The sequence below is a fragment of the Succinispira mobilis DSM 6222 genome (assembly GCF_000384135.1).
Taxonomy (GTDB): Bacteria; Bacillota; Negativicutes; order Acidaminococcales; family Succinispiraceae; genus Succinispira; species Succinispira mobilis.
Genome location: NZ_KB913028.1, coordinates 173,484 through 190,446 on the forward strand (window position 1 = coordinate 173,484; position 16,963 = coordinate 190,446).

The following is a 16,963-nucleotide window of genomic DNA, read 5'->3' on the forward strand; positions in this document are numbered from 1 at the left end:
AGGTTCACTATGAAGTTGTGGTCTGTTTTTTATAAAGGTTTGTTTGAACAAAATCCCATTTTTCGTCTCGCGCTTAGTCTCTGTCCTGCTTTAGCTGTTACATCTAATGTGCAAGATGGGCTAGGCATGGGCTTGGCTGTACTATTTGTTATTACAGCTAACAACACGGTTGTTTCTATTTTTCGTAATCATATTTTACCAGAAGTTCGAGTGCCGGTATTTATTACCATTATTGCCACGCTCGTAACGCTAGTTCAATTGTTTTTATCCGCCTACTTCCCATTAATTTATGCTTCTTTAGGTATTTACCTATCTTTAATTGTGGTGTTTGCGATTATTTTAGCCCGCGCTGAAGTTTTCGCTACCAAAAATACCGTAGTGCCTTCTTTTTTTGACGGTCTCGGCATGGGGACAGGCTTTTTGCTAGCGATGGTGTTAATCGGCTGTATCCGTGAACTTTTTGGTAGTGGTAGTATTTTAGGCTATCAAATTTTAGGTAGCTGGTATAATCCCGCGCTAATTTTTATCCTCCCGCCAGGTGGGTTTTTGGTAATTGGCCTGTTAATCGGTGGCTTTAACCTCCTCCAAGCCCATCAAGAAAAAAAAGTCGCCCTGGCTAAAGGAGGCAACTAATTATGGATTTAACTGCATATTTTTTATTATTTATGAGTGCCGCGATTGTTAATAATTTTGTCTTAACTAGATTTTTAGGCTTATGTATTTTCTTTGGCGTATCGAAAAGCTTAGATGCTTCGATCGGCATGGGCATGGCTGTAACCGCAGTTATGACGGCTAGCTCCGCCTTAGCTTGGCTAATTTATAACTTTTTGTTAGTGCCGCTTGATTTAACCTTTTTAACTACAATTGTTTTTGTCCTGTTAATTGCTAGTTTTGTGCAATTATTGGAGATGGTTATCAAAAAATATGCCCCGACTCTCTATAATATGTGGGGTATTTATTTGGTTTTAATTGCTACAAATTGTATTGTCTTAGGGGTACCTTTAATTAGCTCCGAACTCGGCTATGGGTTTTTACAAACGGTAGTTTTCGCGCTTGGCTCTGGTGTGGGTTTTGCCCTGGCAATAATTCTTATGGCCAGTTTACGCGAAAAGTTACAATATGCCGCAGTCCCAAAATCCTTGCAAGGTCTAGGCATTGCCTTTATTTTGGCTGGCCTTTTGGCTCTAGCTTTTTTTGGTTTTGCCGGGATGATTCCGCTAACCTAAAGTAATTGTTAAGGGAGATAGAAACTATGAATACAGCCCTAATAATTTTATTAATTATGACGATCTTAGGCATTGCTTTTGGCTTTTTATTAGCCTATGCCAATAAAAAATTTAAAACTGAAGTCAATCCGCTCATTCATATTGTCGAAGATATTTTACCCAAAGGGCAGTGTGGTGCCTGTGGTTACCCTGGCTGTTTAGCCTATGCTGAAGCGGTAGTTTTAGATCCTAAAGTGCCCGCTAATTTATGTATTCCTGGTAAAGATATGGTCGCTAAAGAAGTTGCTAAGTTAACTGGCAAACAAGCTGCCGCCATTGAGCCCAAAATTGCTAAAATTCATTGTGCTGGCACGCCTGCTGTGGCCCAAAACAAATATTTGTATCAAGGCATCAAGGATTGCGCCGCTGCCAATAGTTTATTTAATGGTGCTAAAGCTTGTCAATTTGGCTGTTTAGGTTTGGGCAGTTGTATCCAAGCCTGTCCGTTTGAAGCCTTATCCTTAGGTGCAAACCATTTACCGGTAGTGGACGCCCATAAATGTACGGCCTGCGGTAAATGTCAAGAAGCCTGTCCCAAGCAACTAATTTCCCTAGTACCTTTAACCGCCAAAGTGCACGTTGCCTGTCATAGCCTGGGCAAAGGTGCTAGCGCAAAAAAAGATTGCAGTGCTGCTTGTATTGGTTGCACTATTTGCGCTAAAACCTGCCCCTTGCAAGCAATTACCATGCACAATAACTTACCTGAAGTGCAGCACGAAATTTGTCAAACTTGCACAAACGCTGTTTGTTTAACTAAGTGCCCGACCAAAGCTTTGCAAGCATTTTTAGTTTAGCAAATTAAATGGTGTTGGTGTCTAGCGTTAACTATCTTGTTTTCTAGCTACAAACCTAGCGTGAAAATTACTTTCAGATTTTGGGTGTCTGGCATTAGCTATATTACTTTAGCTATTTTTCATAACTATCGTGCATTAGTTCTTTGCATTAGTTCTTTGCATTAGTTCTTTGCATTAGTTGCTATTTATCTTGAGTGCACTAACGACCTGGCAGTAATTTCCTGGCATTAGCTCCGTGCATTAGTTATCTTATATTTTTAAGTTTTTGTTTTTATATTTTAAGCAAACGCTTATTTTTTCTGCAATATCTCTATAAATAGTTAACAATTCTTTCCTATTATATAGCTTTATCCAATGCTTTCTTTTATATAGTGTTCTTAGTGTTCTTAGTGTTCTTAGTGTTCTTAGTGTTCTTAGTGTTCTTAGTGTTCTTAGTGTTCTTAGTGTTCTTAGTGTTTTTAGTGTTCTTAGTGTTTTTATATTTGGTATATATGGAGTATCTATAATGTATATAAATCGTAAAATTCATTGGCGGCACAAACTAGTTATTGTCCTTAGTTTGCTAATTTTCTTATCGATAACTGGTTGTAGTCCTAACAAACAAGCTCATAAAACCACCCTGTTTGCTCTAGATACAGTTATCGAAATTACAGCCTATGGCGAGCAAGCGCCGCGCGCTCTCGAACAAGCAAGCGCTGAAATCAAACGCTTAGAAGCTTTATTCGATGCGCACCAAAAAACTAGTGAAATTAGTCAGCTAAACCAACAAGCTGGCCTAGCTCCTGTAAAACTTAGCCCCGAAACTTTTGCAGTCTTAGCACAAGCGCAACTTTATGCCCAACAAAGCAACGGAGCTTTTGACCCTACTATTAAACCACTAGTAGACTTATGGGCAATTGGCAAGGGGCAAGAAACTGTACCTAGCGCAGCGGCTATTCGCCAAAGTTTAAGCTTAGTCAATTTCAAGCGCCTCCAATTAGATGCAACCACCCAAACTGCCTTTCTCTTGGATAAAAATATGGGGGTAGATTTAGGTGGTATCGCTAAAAACTATATTTTATTACAGGTGCGTTCCCTCCTTGCCCAACAGCAAGTTAAACACGCTTTAATAAATGGTGGTGGTGATATCTACACTCTCGGTCAAAACCCGCAAGGCCAGCCCTGGACAATCGGTGTGCAACATCCACGAAACTCCCAAGCCATAATCGCTAAAGTCCGCCTAGAATCTTGGGATCAAGTAGCTACCTCTGGCGACTACCAACGCTATTTTCTCGTCGATAACCAGCGTTATCATCATATTTTTGATCTCAAAACAGGTTATCCAACTAACAGTCTGAGTTCGGCCACCCTATTTGCTAAATTTCCCGCGCCAACTTTTCCCTCGAGTCTCTGTCTAATTTTAGGCAAATCTGCCACTTTAGAATTTATCGCTCAACATTATCCGCATGTACAGGCTTTACTGGTTGATTCTCAACAACAAGTCACCAGCACTGCGGCTTTAACTGCTCAAATGACTATCTCGAAGCCGAACTAACACCCTACTAACTAAACTAAAAAATACTGGATATTGTCGAATATGAAACCTAGTTTCTTTCTACTCAGCAAATACCCCTTAAAATTAAGAAACAATTAGCTAGCTAATAGCTAGATTAACTCCCCTACGCCTACAGAGGTGGGGACTTCTTGAGACGTATCATAATGTAATATACTTACCAAGTACTTACTAAGCTATCTCCTTTTGCCCAACGACTCTTATTACAGCTTAGGATTTAAAAAGCAATTCGCTAGCTAAGGGCTAGTTCAAATAACCAGCAACCACAAAATCGAGGTGAAGAGATGCTAAAACCTGCCGACAAATTTTTAATTGTCAGCCTACTAAGCCTAGCTTTACTACTGTTTCTGCAACAATCACCCACTAACCAGACGGCTACCCAAGTATTTGTAAGTGTCGATGGTTTGATAAAATATAAACTACCACGTAGTTCCGAACCCAGTAGTTTGATTATTCAAGGCGTGCACGGCCAGCTAACCCTCGTCGCTGATGCCCAAGGTTTTTATGTGCAAAATGCAGACTGCCCCGACCATGACTGCGAACGCCTGGGCGCCATTAATCATTACCCGCAACAGATAGTTTGCCTACCAAACAAGGTTGTCATTTTCTTTCCTGAACCTCAGGAGAGCGAATTTGATGCAATCATAAAGTGAGGCCCTTATGTCTACTAAACAACTTTTACAATTGGCGCTGTTAACGGCGCTAGCTTTGTGCTTACAATTGCTAGAACGCAGCTTAGAGTTGCCACTACTATTTCCTGGCTTCAAACTAGGACTGTCCAATATTGTTTCTCTATATCTACTAATAGTAATGGGTTTACTCCCTGCTCTTGGCGTTACTCTATTACGTGTCTGCCTAAGTAGTCTACTCAGTGGTACTTTATTTGCCCCTGGTTTTTTTCTCGCTATAGCTGGAGGTATAAGCGCTTGTTTGCTTATGTATGTTGCTCAAAGTCAAAATTATTTTCGCTTTTCTTATTATGGACTCAGCATTATTGGGGCCACTAGCCACAACCTAGCTCAATTAAGCGTAGCTAGTTATCTATTGTCAACTAATTTTGTTTACTACTATCTACCTTATATGTTAGTTATATCAGTTCCCACGGGCCTATTAACTGGCTTATTATTAAGTCGGCTGCTACGCCAACTCCCGCTAGCTTATCAACATCAAAGTTCCAACTAGCGCTACAATGCTGGCCGAGAATAAAGTTAATTCAAAATAAAAAAGCACATACTTTCTTAGCTAAGCCTTGTCATTAACAAGGATGCAAAAAGTATGTGCTTATATTTTTTATTGTAACTGCCATCAGCTAACTTCGCTTTAGCTAAGCCTAAACTTAACTAATTTAAAAATCTGGTTAATTTTCACTCTTAATACGGCAACTAACTTCAAACTTCGCCTGACAACACCACAAGCTTAGCCTAGAATTAATGCCCTCCACAACAGCCATGACAATCATGATCGCAAATTTGCAAGTCGCTTACATCTTCACCTTGATTTTTTTTGTAATCAATAATAGCTGCTTTTAGCGCATCTGCGGCCAAATTAGAACAGTGCATTTTTACAGGTGGCAAGCCATCTAAAGCTTCTGCTACAGCTTTATTAGTTAATTCCAACGCCTGTTCAATAGTTTTACCTTTAGCTAATTCGGTAGCCATACTACTAGTAGCAATCGCCGCCCCACACCCAAAAGTTTTAAACCGAATATCTGTAATAATATTATCTTCAACCACAATATAAAACCGCATAATATCGCCACATGTAGGATTACCTACTTGGCCTACACCACTTGCATTTTCTATTTCCCCTACATTGCGAGGATTAGAAAAATGATCCATTACTTTTTCGCTGTACATACTTACCTCCTGTTATTTACACGCCCTAAGGCAATCATTTCCACGTTGTTCTGCACGAGCACATTGCAAAACTTTAGCATCATACAATGGTGACATCGCTCTTAACCGTTCTACGATTGGGGGCAATTTTTCTAATACATATTCAATATCTGCCAAAGTTGTTTCATGTGACAAACTTAAGCGTAAAGAACCATGTGCTGTCGCATGGTCTAAGCCAGTCGCCAAAAGCACATGCGATGGGTCTAAAGAGCCACTGGTACATGCCGAACCGCTAGATGCCGCAATACCCACCATATCTAAGCTCAATAACATCCCTTCACCTTCAATATATTCGATGCTCACATTCGCATTATTAGCTAGTCTTTGCGTTGGATGTCCATTTAAGCGTAAAAACGGAATTTTTTCAAACAAGCCACTTATTAACTTGTCGCGTAAATCGGCCACATAAGCGGAATTCTTTCCTAAATTCTCTCTAGCAAGTTCTGCCGCCAAACCTAAGCCTGCAATGCCTGGCACAGCTTCTGTCCCTGGACGCACTTGACGCTCTTGGGCACCGCCACGTAACATTGGTTGTAACCGCACGCCACGGCGAATATAAATTGCGCCCGAACCTTTAGGCCCGTGAATTTTATGGGCTGTCATACTTAATAGGTCCACATTATCGCGCACTACATCTAATTCTAGTTGGCCTGCGGCTTGCACCGCATCCGTGTGAAACAAAATTCCTTTAGCCCGAGCCAAAGCACCAATTTCTTTAATCGGCATAATTGTGCCAATTTCATTATTAGCATACATTACACTAATTAAAATAGTCTCTGGCGTAATTGCCGCCTCTACCGCAGCTACACTTACCATCCCATATTCATCTACAGGTAAATAGGTTACACTAAAACCTTCTTTTTCTAATTGCTCACAAGCATGCAAAATCGCATGATGCTCCACCTGTGTTGTAATAATATGTTTGCCTTTAGCACGTTTTGCGTAAGCCACGCCGCGCAAGGCCATATTATCGGACTCAGTCCCACCACTAGTAAAAAATATTTCATCTTTTTGGGCATTTAACAAAGCTGCTACTTGTTCCCGAGCCTTATCTAAATACACCTTAGCTTTACGACCTACTCTATGTACACTAGATGGATTGCCATAGGCATCCAACATTACTTCTGTCATTAATTTAACTATGCGCTCATCTACTCGCGTAGTAGCGGCATTATCCAAATAAACCTCTCTCACAACCGAATCCTCCCTCGCGTATTTTTCAACTTAGAAATCATAGAGTTTTTATATCCGACTATTTTACTCCACTTTCTTTGTTTATAGTAACAGAAAAACTATAATTTGTAAATACTTTTCCCGTTATTTTCTTAGTACTTCGCTAATTTTTCCACACTTTTTATTATTTTCCTCTCCAGTTCCCATCTGTAGCTATTGGACTCCCCCTAGCTGAATAAAAATTATTTGGGAATATTGGGGGACAAGTCCCCCAGCTAAGTCTCTGCCCTTAGTTCGACTAAAACTAGCGCAAGCTGTTTAGGTTGCCAAACGGTTACAAACTTTCTGCAAGTGGAGTTAAGCTAGCAAGACCTTAAAACTTTGCTAGCTTAGTTTTTAAATGCCCCATTTCCGCTCTTGAGACTATTTTCGCAGTTTACTTGCTCACCCAATAAAATTTCTTTATTTGTCTGCATCTCTGTTAACCCGGAGCCTTGCCGTAACAAGTGTTCAAAATAGCAATCATGCTTTTTATAACATTCTTCGCAAAATGCTAAGCCACATTCACTACAAATTATACAGTCCACCATATAAAAAAAATTTTTACATTTTTCGCAATTAGGCATATGGTTTCATCTCCCGTTATTCTTCTTATTTCTTATATTATATTATTTTTAATATTTAAACAAGTTAATTTACTGGAAAGCCGCCAAGTTAGCCAAAACTAACATTTTTGTCTAGCTAATTTTTTACTGGAGCTTACCTGTCTAAACACCGAATTTAGCCTAACTCAAGTCATATCTTTAGCTAAAAAACTAATTTGGCAAACTATTAATTCGCCGCTACTTGCGTTTTTAGGCAAATCTAGGGCTTGACAAAAATCTATAAAAGTTACATAATATTTATCGTTGGTAATGGTTTTCATTTTCATTAATTTGTTTTAACTGATTCTGATATTTTTTATTTTAAGCTCTTATCTTCCGAAATTTTATTTTCTTACGAAATCTTATTTAAAACAGAAGCCTGAAACAGCCCCGCCAACAATTTAACTCAAATTTTTTAGCCTTCCTAAAAGTGCTAACTTTGAGTGAGGTGAAAATATGCAAGAAGTCCGTTGTCAAAAGTGTAATCGTTTATTGTTTCGCGGTAGCGTGAAAGCTATTGAAATTAAGTGTCCGAAGTGTAACCATGTGCAAATAATTACAGCTAAGGATCACAGCGTAACTAAACCTAAAGGCACCCCTTCTCTAGAGAGCCGTTAGAGCTCCGTGACATAATACATCATGTCCGGGGCTTTTTTATTTTAAGATAAGATTAGCCTAGGCTAACTGTTTTGAGTGTCTATTTCTGCCTGTCTATTTGTAACTGCACAATTATTGTAAAAACACAAGGTATTTAATATGAAGTTTTTTAATTTTCTTATTGTCTCATATATTAGTGTTTTGTATTCCTTGGACTGATATTCCCTATAGATGAGTCTATGAAATTCTTAGCAATTAATAAGTTTTATAAAAGGAAGGTAATAGCATGAGTAGTTTTTTCTTAAAAGGCGGCCCGTTAATGTATCCGCTTTTACTGTGTTCTATTTTAGTTGTAGCTTTAATTTTAGAAAGAAGCTATCATTTTTGTCGTGCCAATCGCAACAAAAATTTTTATTCCCAGTTTAAACAATTAGTAAAAGAGCAAAATTTTTCTCAAGCTGAGCAATTAGCCAAAGAAACTCCTGGTCCTGTTGCCGCTTTAAGTTTTGTAGCTCTTACCGCTCCTGATAAAAGCCTTACGGCTTTAGAAGAATTATTGTCTACCTCTGGCTCGTTAGAATTACAACGTTTAAACGAACGCTTGCATATCTTAGAGTTAATTGGGCGCATCGCCCCCTTAATTGGTCTTTTAGGTACAGTTTTGGGGATGGTTGAAGCCTTTAGAAGTCTAGCCGAAATCAAAGGCATAGTCGATCCTTCTTTACTAGCAGGCGGAATTTGGGAAGCCTTAATTACTACTGTCGCGGGTTTATTTGTGGCAATTCCGACAATGATTGCGCATCATTTTTTAGAAGACAAAGTGAAATCTTGGGCTTTTAAAATGCAACATTGTGCCAATGACCTGGTACATTTGCTAGGGAGTGAGAAAGTTGATTAGGTTTAATGAACATGAACCCAAACGCAGTCAGCTAGATTTAACACCGCTAATTGACGTAGTGTTTCTGCTACTTATTTTTTTCATGTTAACTTCCTGTTATGCCAAACCACAATTACCTGTAGCTTTACCCGAGGCCGAAAGTGGTCAAGTTCAAGGGCAAACTACCGTAATTTTAACTATTAAAGCCGATGGCAGTATTTATCTAGCCGAAAACCAGGTAGCTCCAGAGCAAGTTTATGCGGCACTTGCGGCTATTTACCAAAACAAGCCAGGAGCTAAAACTTTAGAAATTCAATCGGATAAAGTTATTCCCTTTGGCTCAGTTGTAAAAATTCTCGATGAAGCTAAAAAAGCTGGCGCCGAAAACATTTCGATTGCTACTGAACCCAAATAACAGGCTCAGTTAGTATATAACTACCCTCTCAAAAAGTTTCAGGGAAATATCTAACATATTTTCCTGAAACTTTTCTCTCAATTTTAGATTTTTTGGAGGTATTATGTCTACGTTTGAACTACCACCACTTACAGAAGTTGTGGATTCTTGGGAACACCCTGACCTGTGCCAGAGTTTAACCAAGCTATCCCCGTAATTCCTACGGTTCTTTGGCCACTAAGCCAAAAGTCGAAGTCCTTTATAGTTAATCATCGCATCGTATTCTTCATATGCTTCTTTGCGTTTCGCAAGAAAGTGGTTATACACAAAACGATTACAACCGATTGACTTAGTTATTACTGTTTCTTGTTCTTTTGTCGGGTACAAACGAAATTTATAAGCTTTATGCATTTACTTTCACCCCCTTCACCCATATCATATGCATATACACTTACTGAGTCAATATAAGCAATTCGTTATGCGAGTTAAATTTATGAGCGCAAAAGTAAAACAACACTAACTGTAGTTTTTAAACCTAGCCGGCGATTAACATCTATGATTTCCTAGACAACTTGTATTTTGCTAAAATTAAATGCTTTGTCGTCAGTTTAATTAACTAAAAAAGCTACCACATTAGTGCGGTAAACTTATCTCTGGATATGCTCCCTTCTAGATAAACAAGTGCCATAACAAAACACTTGAATATTTGATGGGAGTTTTTTCTGTATTTTAACCATACTCTGTTCTTTATTATTTTTATTAGTTTTTTTATTTTAGATATATTTTGTTTTTTTGTATATTACTAGAAAAATTACGCTTTACCCAACTTAATTATAATAAACACTCCGCAACAATTTAGTAACTGGTTCACTTGTATTTAATTTGTGAATTTAATTTTTTAACCTAGTTGCACGCACTAGCAACGGTTTTTTCGTGCAACAAAATAAAAAAACCTGCACATTAGCTGTACAGGCTGAATTTTCGTGGTGCGCCTAGGGGGAATCGAACCTCCGACACACGGTTTAGGAAACCGCCGCTCTATCCTACTGAGCTATAGACGCATGATACATGTGGTATTATAGCAAAATTCTTGCAATCTGTAAACCAGACTTTTTTTTCAATATCAAAACTTACAAAAGTTTATCCTAATTGTATTGTTAGTGTAAATATGCTAAAATTATTAAGCGATTAGTGACTTTTTAAGTAGAATTTGCGTGAAAATTAAGTTCTTGGATTTTTTTTAGGCTGTGTATGCTATTTTTTAAATTAGCGAGGGTGAAGATATGCGTTTAGCCAAAAAATTTTTTCTTGTTTTTTTCTTGCTGGTTACCTTATTTCCCCACCTAACTTTTGCCCAAACTCCAGACTTTAAGTTAGGTGACAAAAATTGGAAAATCACTTTAGTACAACGGGCCTTATCTGATTTGAAATTTCCCGTGGATCGAACTGATGGAATTTTCACCAAAAAAACTATCAGCGCCTTGAAAAGCTTTCAAACCAAAAACAAACTGCCTAGCACTGGAAAAATTGATGATCCTACTTATAAATTGCTGATGCAATTACATAAGCAAACTACACCAACGACTAATCTCGCCGACAAACTGCTCCTTACGGCAGCAAAATATAAAGGCGTACCGTATAGATTTGGTGGTACTACGCCCAAGGGCTTTGACTGTTCTGGTTATACCAGTTTTGTCTTCCGCGAACATCGACTGATTTTAAAACGTGCCGCCGATGAACAATATACCCAAGGTCGACCTATCGCCAAACGCGATTTGCGCAAAGGAGATTTAGTATTTTTTGCTATCAACGAAAAAAGCGCTTCCCATGTCGGCATTTACGCTGGCAACAATTCTTTTTGGCATGCCTCTTCTAGTAAAGGCGTCATGCTAAGTAAGCTAGATAATGTCTATTGGAAAAAATATTATCTAGGTGCAAGACGAATTCCCGAATTTTTTAGCAAATAATTTTTTAATTTTTAGGAGGCAGCATTATGATTAGAGAACGTCGCAATAAAGAAAAACTTAAATTATATTATGAAAAATTTATCAACGAAGGTATTATTGACCCTAATGTTCATCCTTGGGTAGCCGCATCTTGGCAAAAATGTCGGGAACTAAATATCCCTAACAAAAAAATGCCGAAACTCCACCAACTCAGCAAACAAGATCTAGCGCTTCGTCGCGCCAAACACGAACCCGCTATAGAGTTTATGGACGGCTTATATGAGCAAAGTAAACAACATTTTAATATTTATAATCTCAGTATGTTATTAGTCGACGAGAATGATTTCGTCTTAAAAAACTATGCACTTCCCTTTTTCCAACGCATTTTAGATGATGTTCAAGGCGGACGTGTGGCTTTTGAAGATATCGGGACTACTAGTATCGAAATTGCCAAAGAACATGGTGTGCCCTTTTTACTATTTGGACCTGAAATGTGGATTGAAGAATGTCATTCTGGCGATGCTTGTGCTGCGCCAATTATTGTTGACGGCAAAATCCGCTATGTAATCTCACTCTTTTCTTTAGACCAAAAAGACTTGCCTTATGATATTGTTATTTCTTTACTCTTAAGTATGAAGTATTCTTTAGAAAAATATTTGGCAACTTATGATCAATTAGCGGCTACTAATATTTTGTTAGATGAACTACCACATGCTATTTATTATTTGAAAAACGGCGGTAAAATTTCTTTCGCTAATAAAGCGGCTAAATTGCGTGTCGGTAGTCATAAATATCTTAGCGATGTCTTCCTCAATTATGAACATCTTCCAATTAACAAGGGCTTTAATAACATTGCCAGCCATAATCGTGAAGTTACTTGGTTAACCCCCGAAAAAACTTACGAAGATATTACTTCCGTACTGCCGATAAAAAATGCCAATGATGTAACTAATGTTATGGTCGTAACTACTTCTATTGAAGATTTAAAAACTACCATTGCCCATGCTACTGGCTACTCAACACGGTACAGCTTATTTAGCATGGTTGGTAATAGTGAAGAATTTTTGGCTCTACAAGCGAAAGCAAGTCGTCTAGCGCGAGGCACTGGTAATATTTTATTACAAGGTGAACCAGGTACAGGTAAACAACGCCTGGCATATGGAATCCATCAGTCTAGCCCACGAGCAGCCGCACCCATGATTATTGTTAAATGCAGCAATGATGAACAAGCCCTCTCGTTAGAGTTATTTGGTAATGATTTAGATATCACTAACAAAATCCACTTAGCTAGCGAAGGAACCTTATTTATCGATGAAATAGAAAAAATGCCCGTAACCATTGGCGATAAATTGGCCTCAATCCTTAAAGAAGATGGCGATAAGCTCAATGTACGCTTAATTGCGGCCTGTGATTCTAACTTGAAAAAACTTACTGATAAAGGTCTCTTCTCTAAAGATCTTTATGAACTACTTATGAAAACAGTACTTCGTATTCCACCATTGCGGGAGCGCGTAGAAGATATCGAAGTTATTGCTAAACATATCCTTATGGAAATGTCCAATCAACATCATTTACCTTTAAAAACCCTATCCCGGGAATCTATAGGGATGTTAAAACGCTGTGTTTGGTTAGGCAATATCAAACAATTACAAGGTGTAATCGAAATGGCCTTTTTCCACACTGCGGGTACAACCATTTATCCCGAAAATATTAAGCTTCCGGCGGATAAAACCTTAGAAAAATCTTGGAAATATGACAAGCAATCTTTTATTGAGGTTTGGAAAGCTGCGGGCGGAAACATTAGTAAATTATCCGATATGCTTGATGTTAGTCGCGTTACGCTTTATCGTTATTTGAAAAAATACGGTCTAACTAAACCAGAATAATCATAAGATATACCTATTATATTGCTTAATATAATAGGTATATCTTCAACTATAAATCTTTTATTGTAGGAGTTAATATATTTATGCGTCTTAGAAAAAAACCGTGGATCGAGCAAGCGATCTTAGAACATTCAGATTTGGTTATCTTAGATGACCTAACAACACATAAAGGTAATTGGCAAAAGCTTTTTCCTACATCGCAACCTTTGTGTTTAGAAATTGGTACGGGTCGTGGCTCTTTTATCGTGGGCATGGCGCAAAAATATCCCGAAAGAAACTTTATTGGTATTGAAGCTAACTTAGACGTACTTTATGATGTAGTCAAAAAAGTACGCGCTTTACAGCTACCTAATATCCGTTTAATTCGCGATAACGCGATTAGTCTCACGGAATGGTTTGCCCCCGCAGAAATTGAAACTTTATACTTGAACTTTTCCGACCCTTGGCCCAAAAATCGTCATGCCAAACGTCGCTTAACCCATAATAATTTTTTAAAAATGTACCAGCAGATTTTAAAATCAGGTAATAGTGTGCATTTTAAAACTGATAACGATCAGCTTTTTGCTTTTACCCTCGAAGAATTAGCTACTCACAACTACCAAATAAAGCAATATACCACCGATTTGTATAATTCTTCTATCCCTAATTCTGTAGCTACAGAATACGAACAAAAATTTGTCGCCCTCGGCAAAAACATTAATTATTGTGAGTTTACCCTTAGTATTTAGGAGGCCATTATGAGCATTTTGCAAAGCATTCGCGGTAGAATTTTTTTAAATATTCTCGCTATCATGGTTATTGGTAGTATTAATATCCTAAGCTCAAGCTTTGCAATTGCAAGTATTGAGCAAGGTAATAGCACCTTTTTCTTATTTAAATATGCTTTGTTTGCTTTTATTGGCTTTATTGCTTGGGCTATCTTAGCAAAGATACCTTATAAAATTTGGCTTAACCGCTATACAACCTATGGAATTTTATTGTTTATTTTTTCTTTATTAGTTTTAGTTCATTTTTTTGGTACTACCGAAAATGGGGCTAAACGTTGGTTGCTAATTGGCAGTTTTAGTTTACAGCCTTCAGAATTAGTAAAGGTCGGCGCAATTTTATTGATGTCTTCTTATATTGGCGATAATTTAAATAAAAATCGTCGAGTTACCTTGTTAACCGGAGAGTTTTTCGCTATTTTAGTTTGCGCCGCTTTCGTATATAAACAACCAGATTTAGGTACCGCAGCAATTATTGTGGCTTTACCCTTGGTAATGCTCTTAATCTGTAAATTGCCGCCGCGCGATTATTTATTAATTTTCGGCGGCGCAACCCTGGGGATTTTATATTTAAGCACCGCCGCCGCTTATCGCGCCGACCGTATTAAAGCTTGGCTAAATCCTTGGGCTTACCAAGCTAACGAAGGTTTTCAGGCCGTGCAATCTTTTTTAGCTATTGGTAGTGGCGGTCTTACTGGTACTGGAATTGGGCAAGGTATTAGCAAACTTTTTTTCTTACCCGAAGCTCATACCGATTTTGCTTTTGCGATTTTTTGTCAAGAATGGGGATTTATCGGGGCAATTTTATTAATTGCGCTGTTTGCACTCCTCTCTATCCAACTTACCATTTTAGCCAAGCAAACTAAAGATGCCGGTGGCTTCATGCTAGTAGTCGGGGCAAATTTATTAATCACCGGCCAAGCAATAAGTAATATCTGCATGGTTACGGGCTTATTGCCAGTAATTGGTGTTCCTCTGCCCTTTATTAGTTATGGGGGGACTTCATTGTTGAGCATTATGTGCTTTTTAGGAATTGTCTTTAATGTCAGCAAAAATGGTAATCCGCGGAAACAACCTAAACCGTTACTACCAACGACACCTAATTCTCGTATTAGGGCGGTGAGATCCTAACGATGCAGCAAAAAAAGATTTTAAAATTAAATATCGCCAAAAAATGGTTGGTTCTGTTAACTTGCCTATTTTTGAGCCTTTTTCTAATTGCTCTCAGTCGCCTATTTTATCTACAAATTATTAAGGGCGATTCGCTAGAAAACGAATTGCGCTTGCGTAGCTCCGATGTACGTAAACTAACTAGTCCCCGTGGCAGTATTCTTGATCGTAACGGGCAAGAATTAGCCGTAAGTTTACTAACTAAATCATTATATGTCGATCCCCATGAAATGTCCCTTCTAGACAATAAAAAAGTTGAAGGCACAGAACATCAGCGCTTAGCGGCTAATTTATTGGCCCCCATTCTTAAAATCAAGGCAGATGAATTATATAAAACCTTTTGCAGTGATGCTTATTTCGTTTGGCTAAAACGTAAGCTGGAAAATTCCGAATATCTCCAACTAGAAGCAATTATCAAAGAACATAAATTACGCGGTCTTCATTTTCAACAAGAAAGCAAGCGCTATTATCCTCAAGGAACCTTAGCTGCCCATATTCTGGGGTTTGTCGGTAGTGAAGATAATGGTCTTGATGGTTTAGAACTGTATTTTAACAATCTCTTGTCTGGAGCCCAAGAAGAAATCCACCTGCAAATGGATGCGCATGGTCGACCTATTGAAGATTCTGTATTTAGGAAGTTTAATCCGAGTAAATTAAATCGCTTAGTGCTGACAATTGACCACAATATCCAATATGTGGTTGAACGCGCTTTAGATAGCGCCCTGCAAAAGACGAAAGTGCAAGGGGCTTCAGTTATCGTCATGAATCCAAAAACAGGCGAAATTCTAGCCTTATCTAATCGCCCCACCTATGATCCGAATTTTTTTGGCAAATTTTCGCAAAAAGAATTTTCCAATCGAGCCGTAAGTTATATTTACGAACCAGGTTCAACTTATAAACCTTTGGTTATGGCCGCGGCCCTTGAAGAAAATATCTTAAGTCCTACAGATATGTATGATGACAAAGGTAAAATCACCATTTTAGACCGCACCATTAATAACTGGGATATGGAAGCGCACGGACCCGTAACCTACGCCTATATTCTCACTAACTCACTTAACACGGGGATGGTTGATATGGGCATGCGTTTAGGCGGAGAACGCCTTACAAGTTACGCCAAAAAATTTGGTTTAGGTAAAGCTACTGGTATTGAGCTGCCTGGTGAAGAAGTGGGAATTCTCTTCGATCCTAAAAATATGTATCCTTCTAATGTGGCGACCATGTCCATTGGTCAAGGTGTTGCCTTAACTTCTGTACAACTAATCAGTGCAATTGCCACTATTGCTAACGATGGTAAACTGGTACAACCGCATATTGTCAAACGCATTGAACGCGGCGACGGTCGGGTTCTCAAAGAAGAGCCGCTGGCAACCCAACCCCAAATTATCAAACCGGAAACAGCTCATACCTTAAGGGATATTATGGAGCAGGTTATTTTAAATGGTGGTGGCAAAAATGCCAAAATTGAAGGCTATAGCATTGCCGGTAAAACCGGTACCGCCCAAAAACTTAGTAGCGATGGCACTGGTTATGATGGGGGTTATATTGCTTCTTTTGTAGGTTTTGCACCGAGTAAAAATCCAGACTTTATTGTTTTAGTAATGTTAGACAATCCTCAAGGGGCAACTTACTATGGTGGGCAGATTGCGGCGCCCGTGTTTAAAGAGATTATGGAACAACTTTTGGCGTTAGCAGAAGTACCCACGGAAAATAATGCCTTTAATCTTTCTTTTAATAAATTACCCAGTTATACACCGCCCACCAAGCTTCTCCAACCAATTTTCCCCGATGATAACAGTGTAATAATGCCTAATCTCCAAGGTTTAATGTATCGTGATGTTATTGTAACACTCCGCCGTCATCGTCTGTTTTTAAATCCTAGTGGCAGTGGTTTAGCGCATAGTCAATCTATAGCTGCCGGAGAAAAAATTCCTGTAAATACTACAATAAGTGTACAATTTAAGTGATTATACTTGCAATAATGCAGTCTATGTTGCATAATATTA

17 protein-coding genes, 1 tRNA gene and 1 pseudogene are annotated in these 16,963 nt (G+C 38.5%); 14 read left to right on the top strand and 5 right to left on the bottom strand.

From position 1 onward, the window contains the following. The first annotated feature begins 9 nt into the window (after positions 1–9). The 6 genes from rsxE (at position 10) to SUCMO_RS0100865 (ending at position 4,793) form a co-directional block, all read left to right on the top strand. Positions 10–633 carry an electron transport complex subunit RsxE gene (rsxE, locus tag SUCMO_RS0100840; protein WP_019878483.1) on the top strand — a complete coding sequence of 208 codons (624 nt, stop codon included), beginning with the start codon at positions 10–12 and terminating at the stop codon, positions 631–633. Between the two features lie 2 nt (positions 634–635). Then, positions 636–1,226 carry an electron transport complex protein RnfA gene (locus SUCMO_RS0100845; RefSeq protein WP_019878484.1) on the top strand — a complete coding sequence of 197 codons (591 nt, stop codon included), beginning with the start codon at positions 636–638 and terminating at the stop codon, positions 1,224–1,226. 26 nt (positions 1,227–1,252) lie between these two features. After that, complete coding sequence (gene rnfB / locus SUCMO_RS0100850; protein ID WP_019878486.1) at positions 1,253–2,059, top strand: RnfABCDGE type electron transport complex subunit B; 807 nt, start codon at positions 1,253–1,255, stop codon at positions 2,057–2,059. 505 nt (positions 2,060–2,564) lie between these two features. Continuing rightward, positions 2,565–3,593 (top strand): FAD:protein FMN transferase, encoded by a 1,029-nt coding sequence (locus SUCMO_RS0100855; protein WP_019878487.1) that lies wholly within the window; start codon positions 2,565–2,567, stop codon positions 3,591–3,593. Between the two features lie 302 nt (positions 3,594–3,895). After that, positions 3,896–4,264: a NusG domain II-containing protein gene (locus SUCMO_RS0100860; protein WP_019878488.1), complete on the top strand. Its 369-nt coding sequence runs from the start codon at positions 3,896–3,898 to the stop codon at positions 4,262–4,264. 7 nt (positions 4,265–4,271) lie between these two features. Next, a complete protein-coding gene (locus SUCMO_RS0100865; protein ID WP_019878489.1) occupies positions 4,272–4,793 on the top strand; it encodes a Gx transporter family protein in 522 nt (173 codons plus the stop codon). 245 nt (positions 4,794–5,038) lie between these two features. On the opposite strand, the gene nifU is transcribed toward SUCMO_RS0100865, so the two are convergent. The 3 genes from nifU to SUCMO_RS11350 form a co-directional block, all read right to left on the bottom strand. Further along, the gene (gene nifU, locus SUCMO_RS0100870; RefSeq protein ID WP_019878490.1) at positions 5,039–5,467 is read right to left on the bottom strand and encodes a Fe-S cluster assembly scaffold protein NifU; all 429 of its coding nucleotides are present in this window, start codon (positions 5,465–5,467) and stop codon (positions 5,039–5,041) included. A 12-nt stretch (positions 5,468–5,479) separates the two neighbouring features. Beyond that, positions 5,480–6,700, bottom strand: coding sequence for a cysteine desulfurase NifS (nifS, locus tag SUCMO_RS0100875; RefSeq protein WP_019878491.1), 1,221 nt, complete (start codon positions 6,698–6,700; stop codon positions 5,480–5,482). Between the two features lie 769 nt (positions 6,701–7,469). Further along, positions 7,470–7,610: a hypothetical protein gene (locus SUCMO_RS11350; RefSeq protein WP_019878493.1), complete on the bottom strand. Its 141-nt coding sequence runs from the start codon at positions 7,608–7,610 to the stop codon at positions 7,470–7,472. A gap of 169 nt (positions 7,611–7,779) precedes the next feature. On the opposite strand from SUCMO_RS11350, the gene SUCMO_RS11260 reads away from it, so the two are divergent. From SUCMO_RS11260 to SUCMO_RS0100895, 3 genes are all read left to right on the top strand, one after another. After that, positions 7,780–7,941 (top strand): Com family DNA-binding transcriptional regulator, encoded by a 162-nt coding sequence (locus SUCMO_RS11260; protein WP_019878494.1) that lies wholly within the window; start codon positions 7,780–7,782, stop codon positions 7,939–7,941. A gap of 265 nt (positions 7,942–8,206) precedes the next feature. Then, complete coding sequence (locus tag SUCMO_RS10070) at positions 8,207–8,818, top strand: MotA/TolQ/ExbB proton channel family protein (protein WP_019878496.1); 612 nt, start codon at positions 8,207–8,209, stop codon at positions 8,816–8,818. Further along, positions 8,811–9,212: an ExbD/TolR family protein gene (locus SUCMO_RS0100895; protein ID WP_019878497.1), complete on the top strand. Its 402-nt coding sequence runs from the start codon at positions 8,811–8,813 to the stop codon at positions 9,210–9,212. Before SUCMO_RS10070 ends, SUCMO_RS0100895 begins: the two co-directional genes overlap by 8 nt. Positions 9,213–9,452: 240 nt before the next feature. Here SUCMO_RS0100895 and SUCMO_RS11115 read toward each other — a convergent pair. After that, positions 9,453–9,602: pseudogene (locus SUCMO_RS11115) on the bottom strand (helix-turn-helix domain-containing protein); the annotation flags it as partial. Between the two features lie 573 nt (positions 9,603–10,175). Beyond that, a tRNA-Arg gene (locus tag SUCMO_RS0100905) sits at positions 10,176–10,252 on the bottom strand. Positions 10,253–10,474: 222 nt separating this feature from the next. Between SUCMO_RS0100905 and SUCMO_RS0100910 the strand changes: the two genes are divergently transcribed. From SUCMO_RS0100910 to SUCMO_RS0100930, 5 genes are all read left to right on the top strand, one after another. Beyond that, on the top strand, positions 10,475–11,158 hold the full coding sequence (locus SUCMO_RS0100910; protein WP_019878499.1) for a C40 family peptidase: 684 nt from the start codon (positions 10,475–10,477) through the stop codon (positions 11,156–11,158). Positions 11,159–11,184: 26 nt separating this feature from the next. Beyond that, positions 11,185–13,023, top strand: coding sequence for a sigma-54-dependent Fis family transcriptional regulator (locus SUCMO_RS0100915; protein WP_019878500.1), 1,839 nt, complete (start codon positions 11,185–11,187; stop codon positions 13,021–13,023). 83 nt (positions 13,024–13,106) lie between these two features. Beyond that, complete coding sequence (gene trmB, locus SUCMO_RS0100920) at positions 13,107–13,751, top strand: tRNA (guanosine(46)-N7)-methyltransferase TrmB (RefSeq protein ID WP_019878503.1); 645 nt, start codon at positions 13,107–13,109, stop codon at positions 13,749–13,751. Between the two features lie 9 nt (positions 13,752–13,760). Continuing rightward, positions 13,761–14,918, top strand: coding sequence for an FtsW/RodA/SpoVE family cell cycle protein (locus tag SUCMO_RS10075; protein WP_019878504.1), 1,158 nt, complete (start codon positions 13,761–13,763; stop codon positions 14,916–14,918). A gap of 2 nt (positions 14,919–14,920) precedes the next feature. Further along, entirely contained in the window at positions 14,921–16,924 is a 2,004-nt protein-coding gene (locus SUCMO_RS0100930) for a penicillin-binding protein (RefSeq protein WP_019878505.1), read from the top strand. Positions 16,925–16,963: the final 39 nt, after the last annotated feature.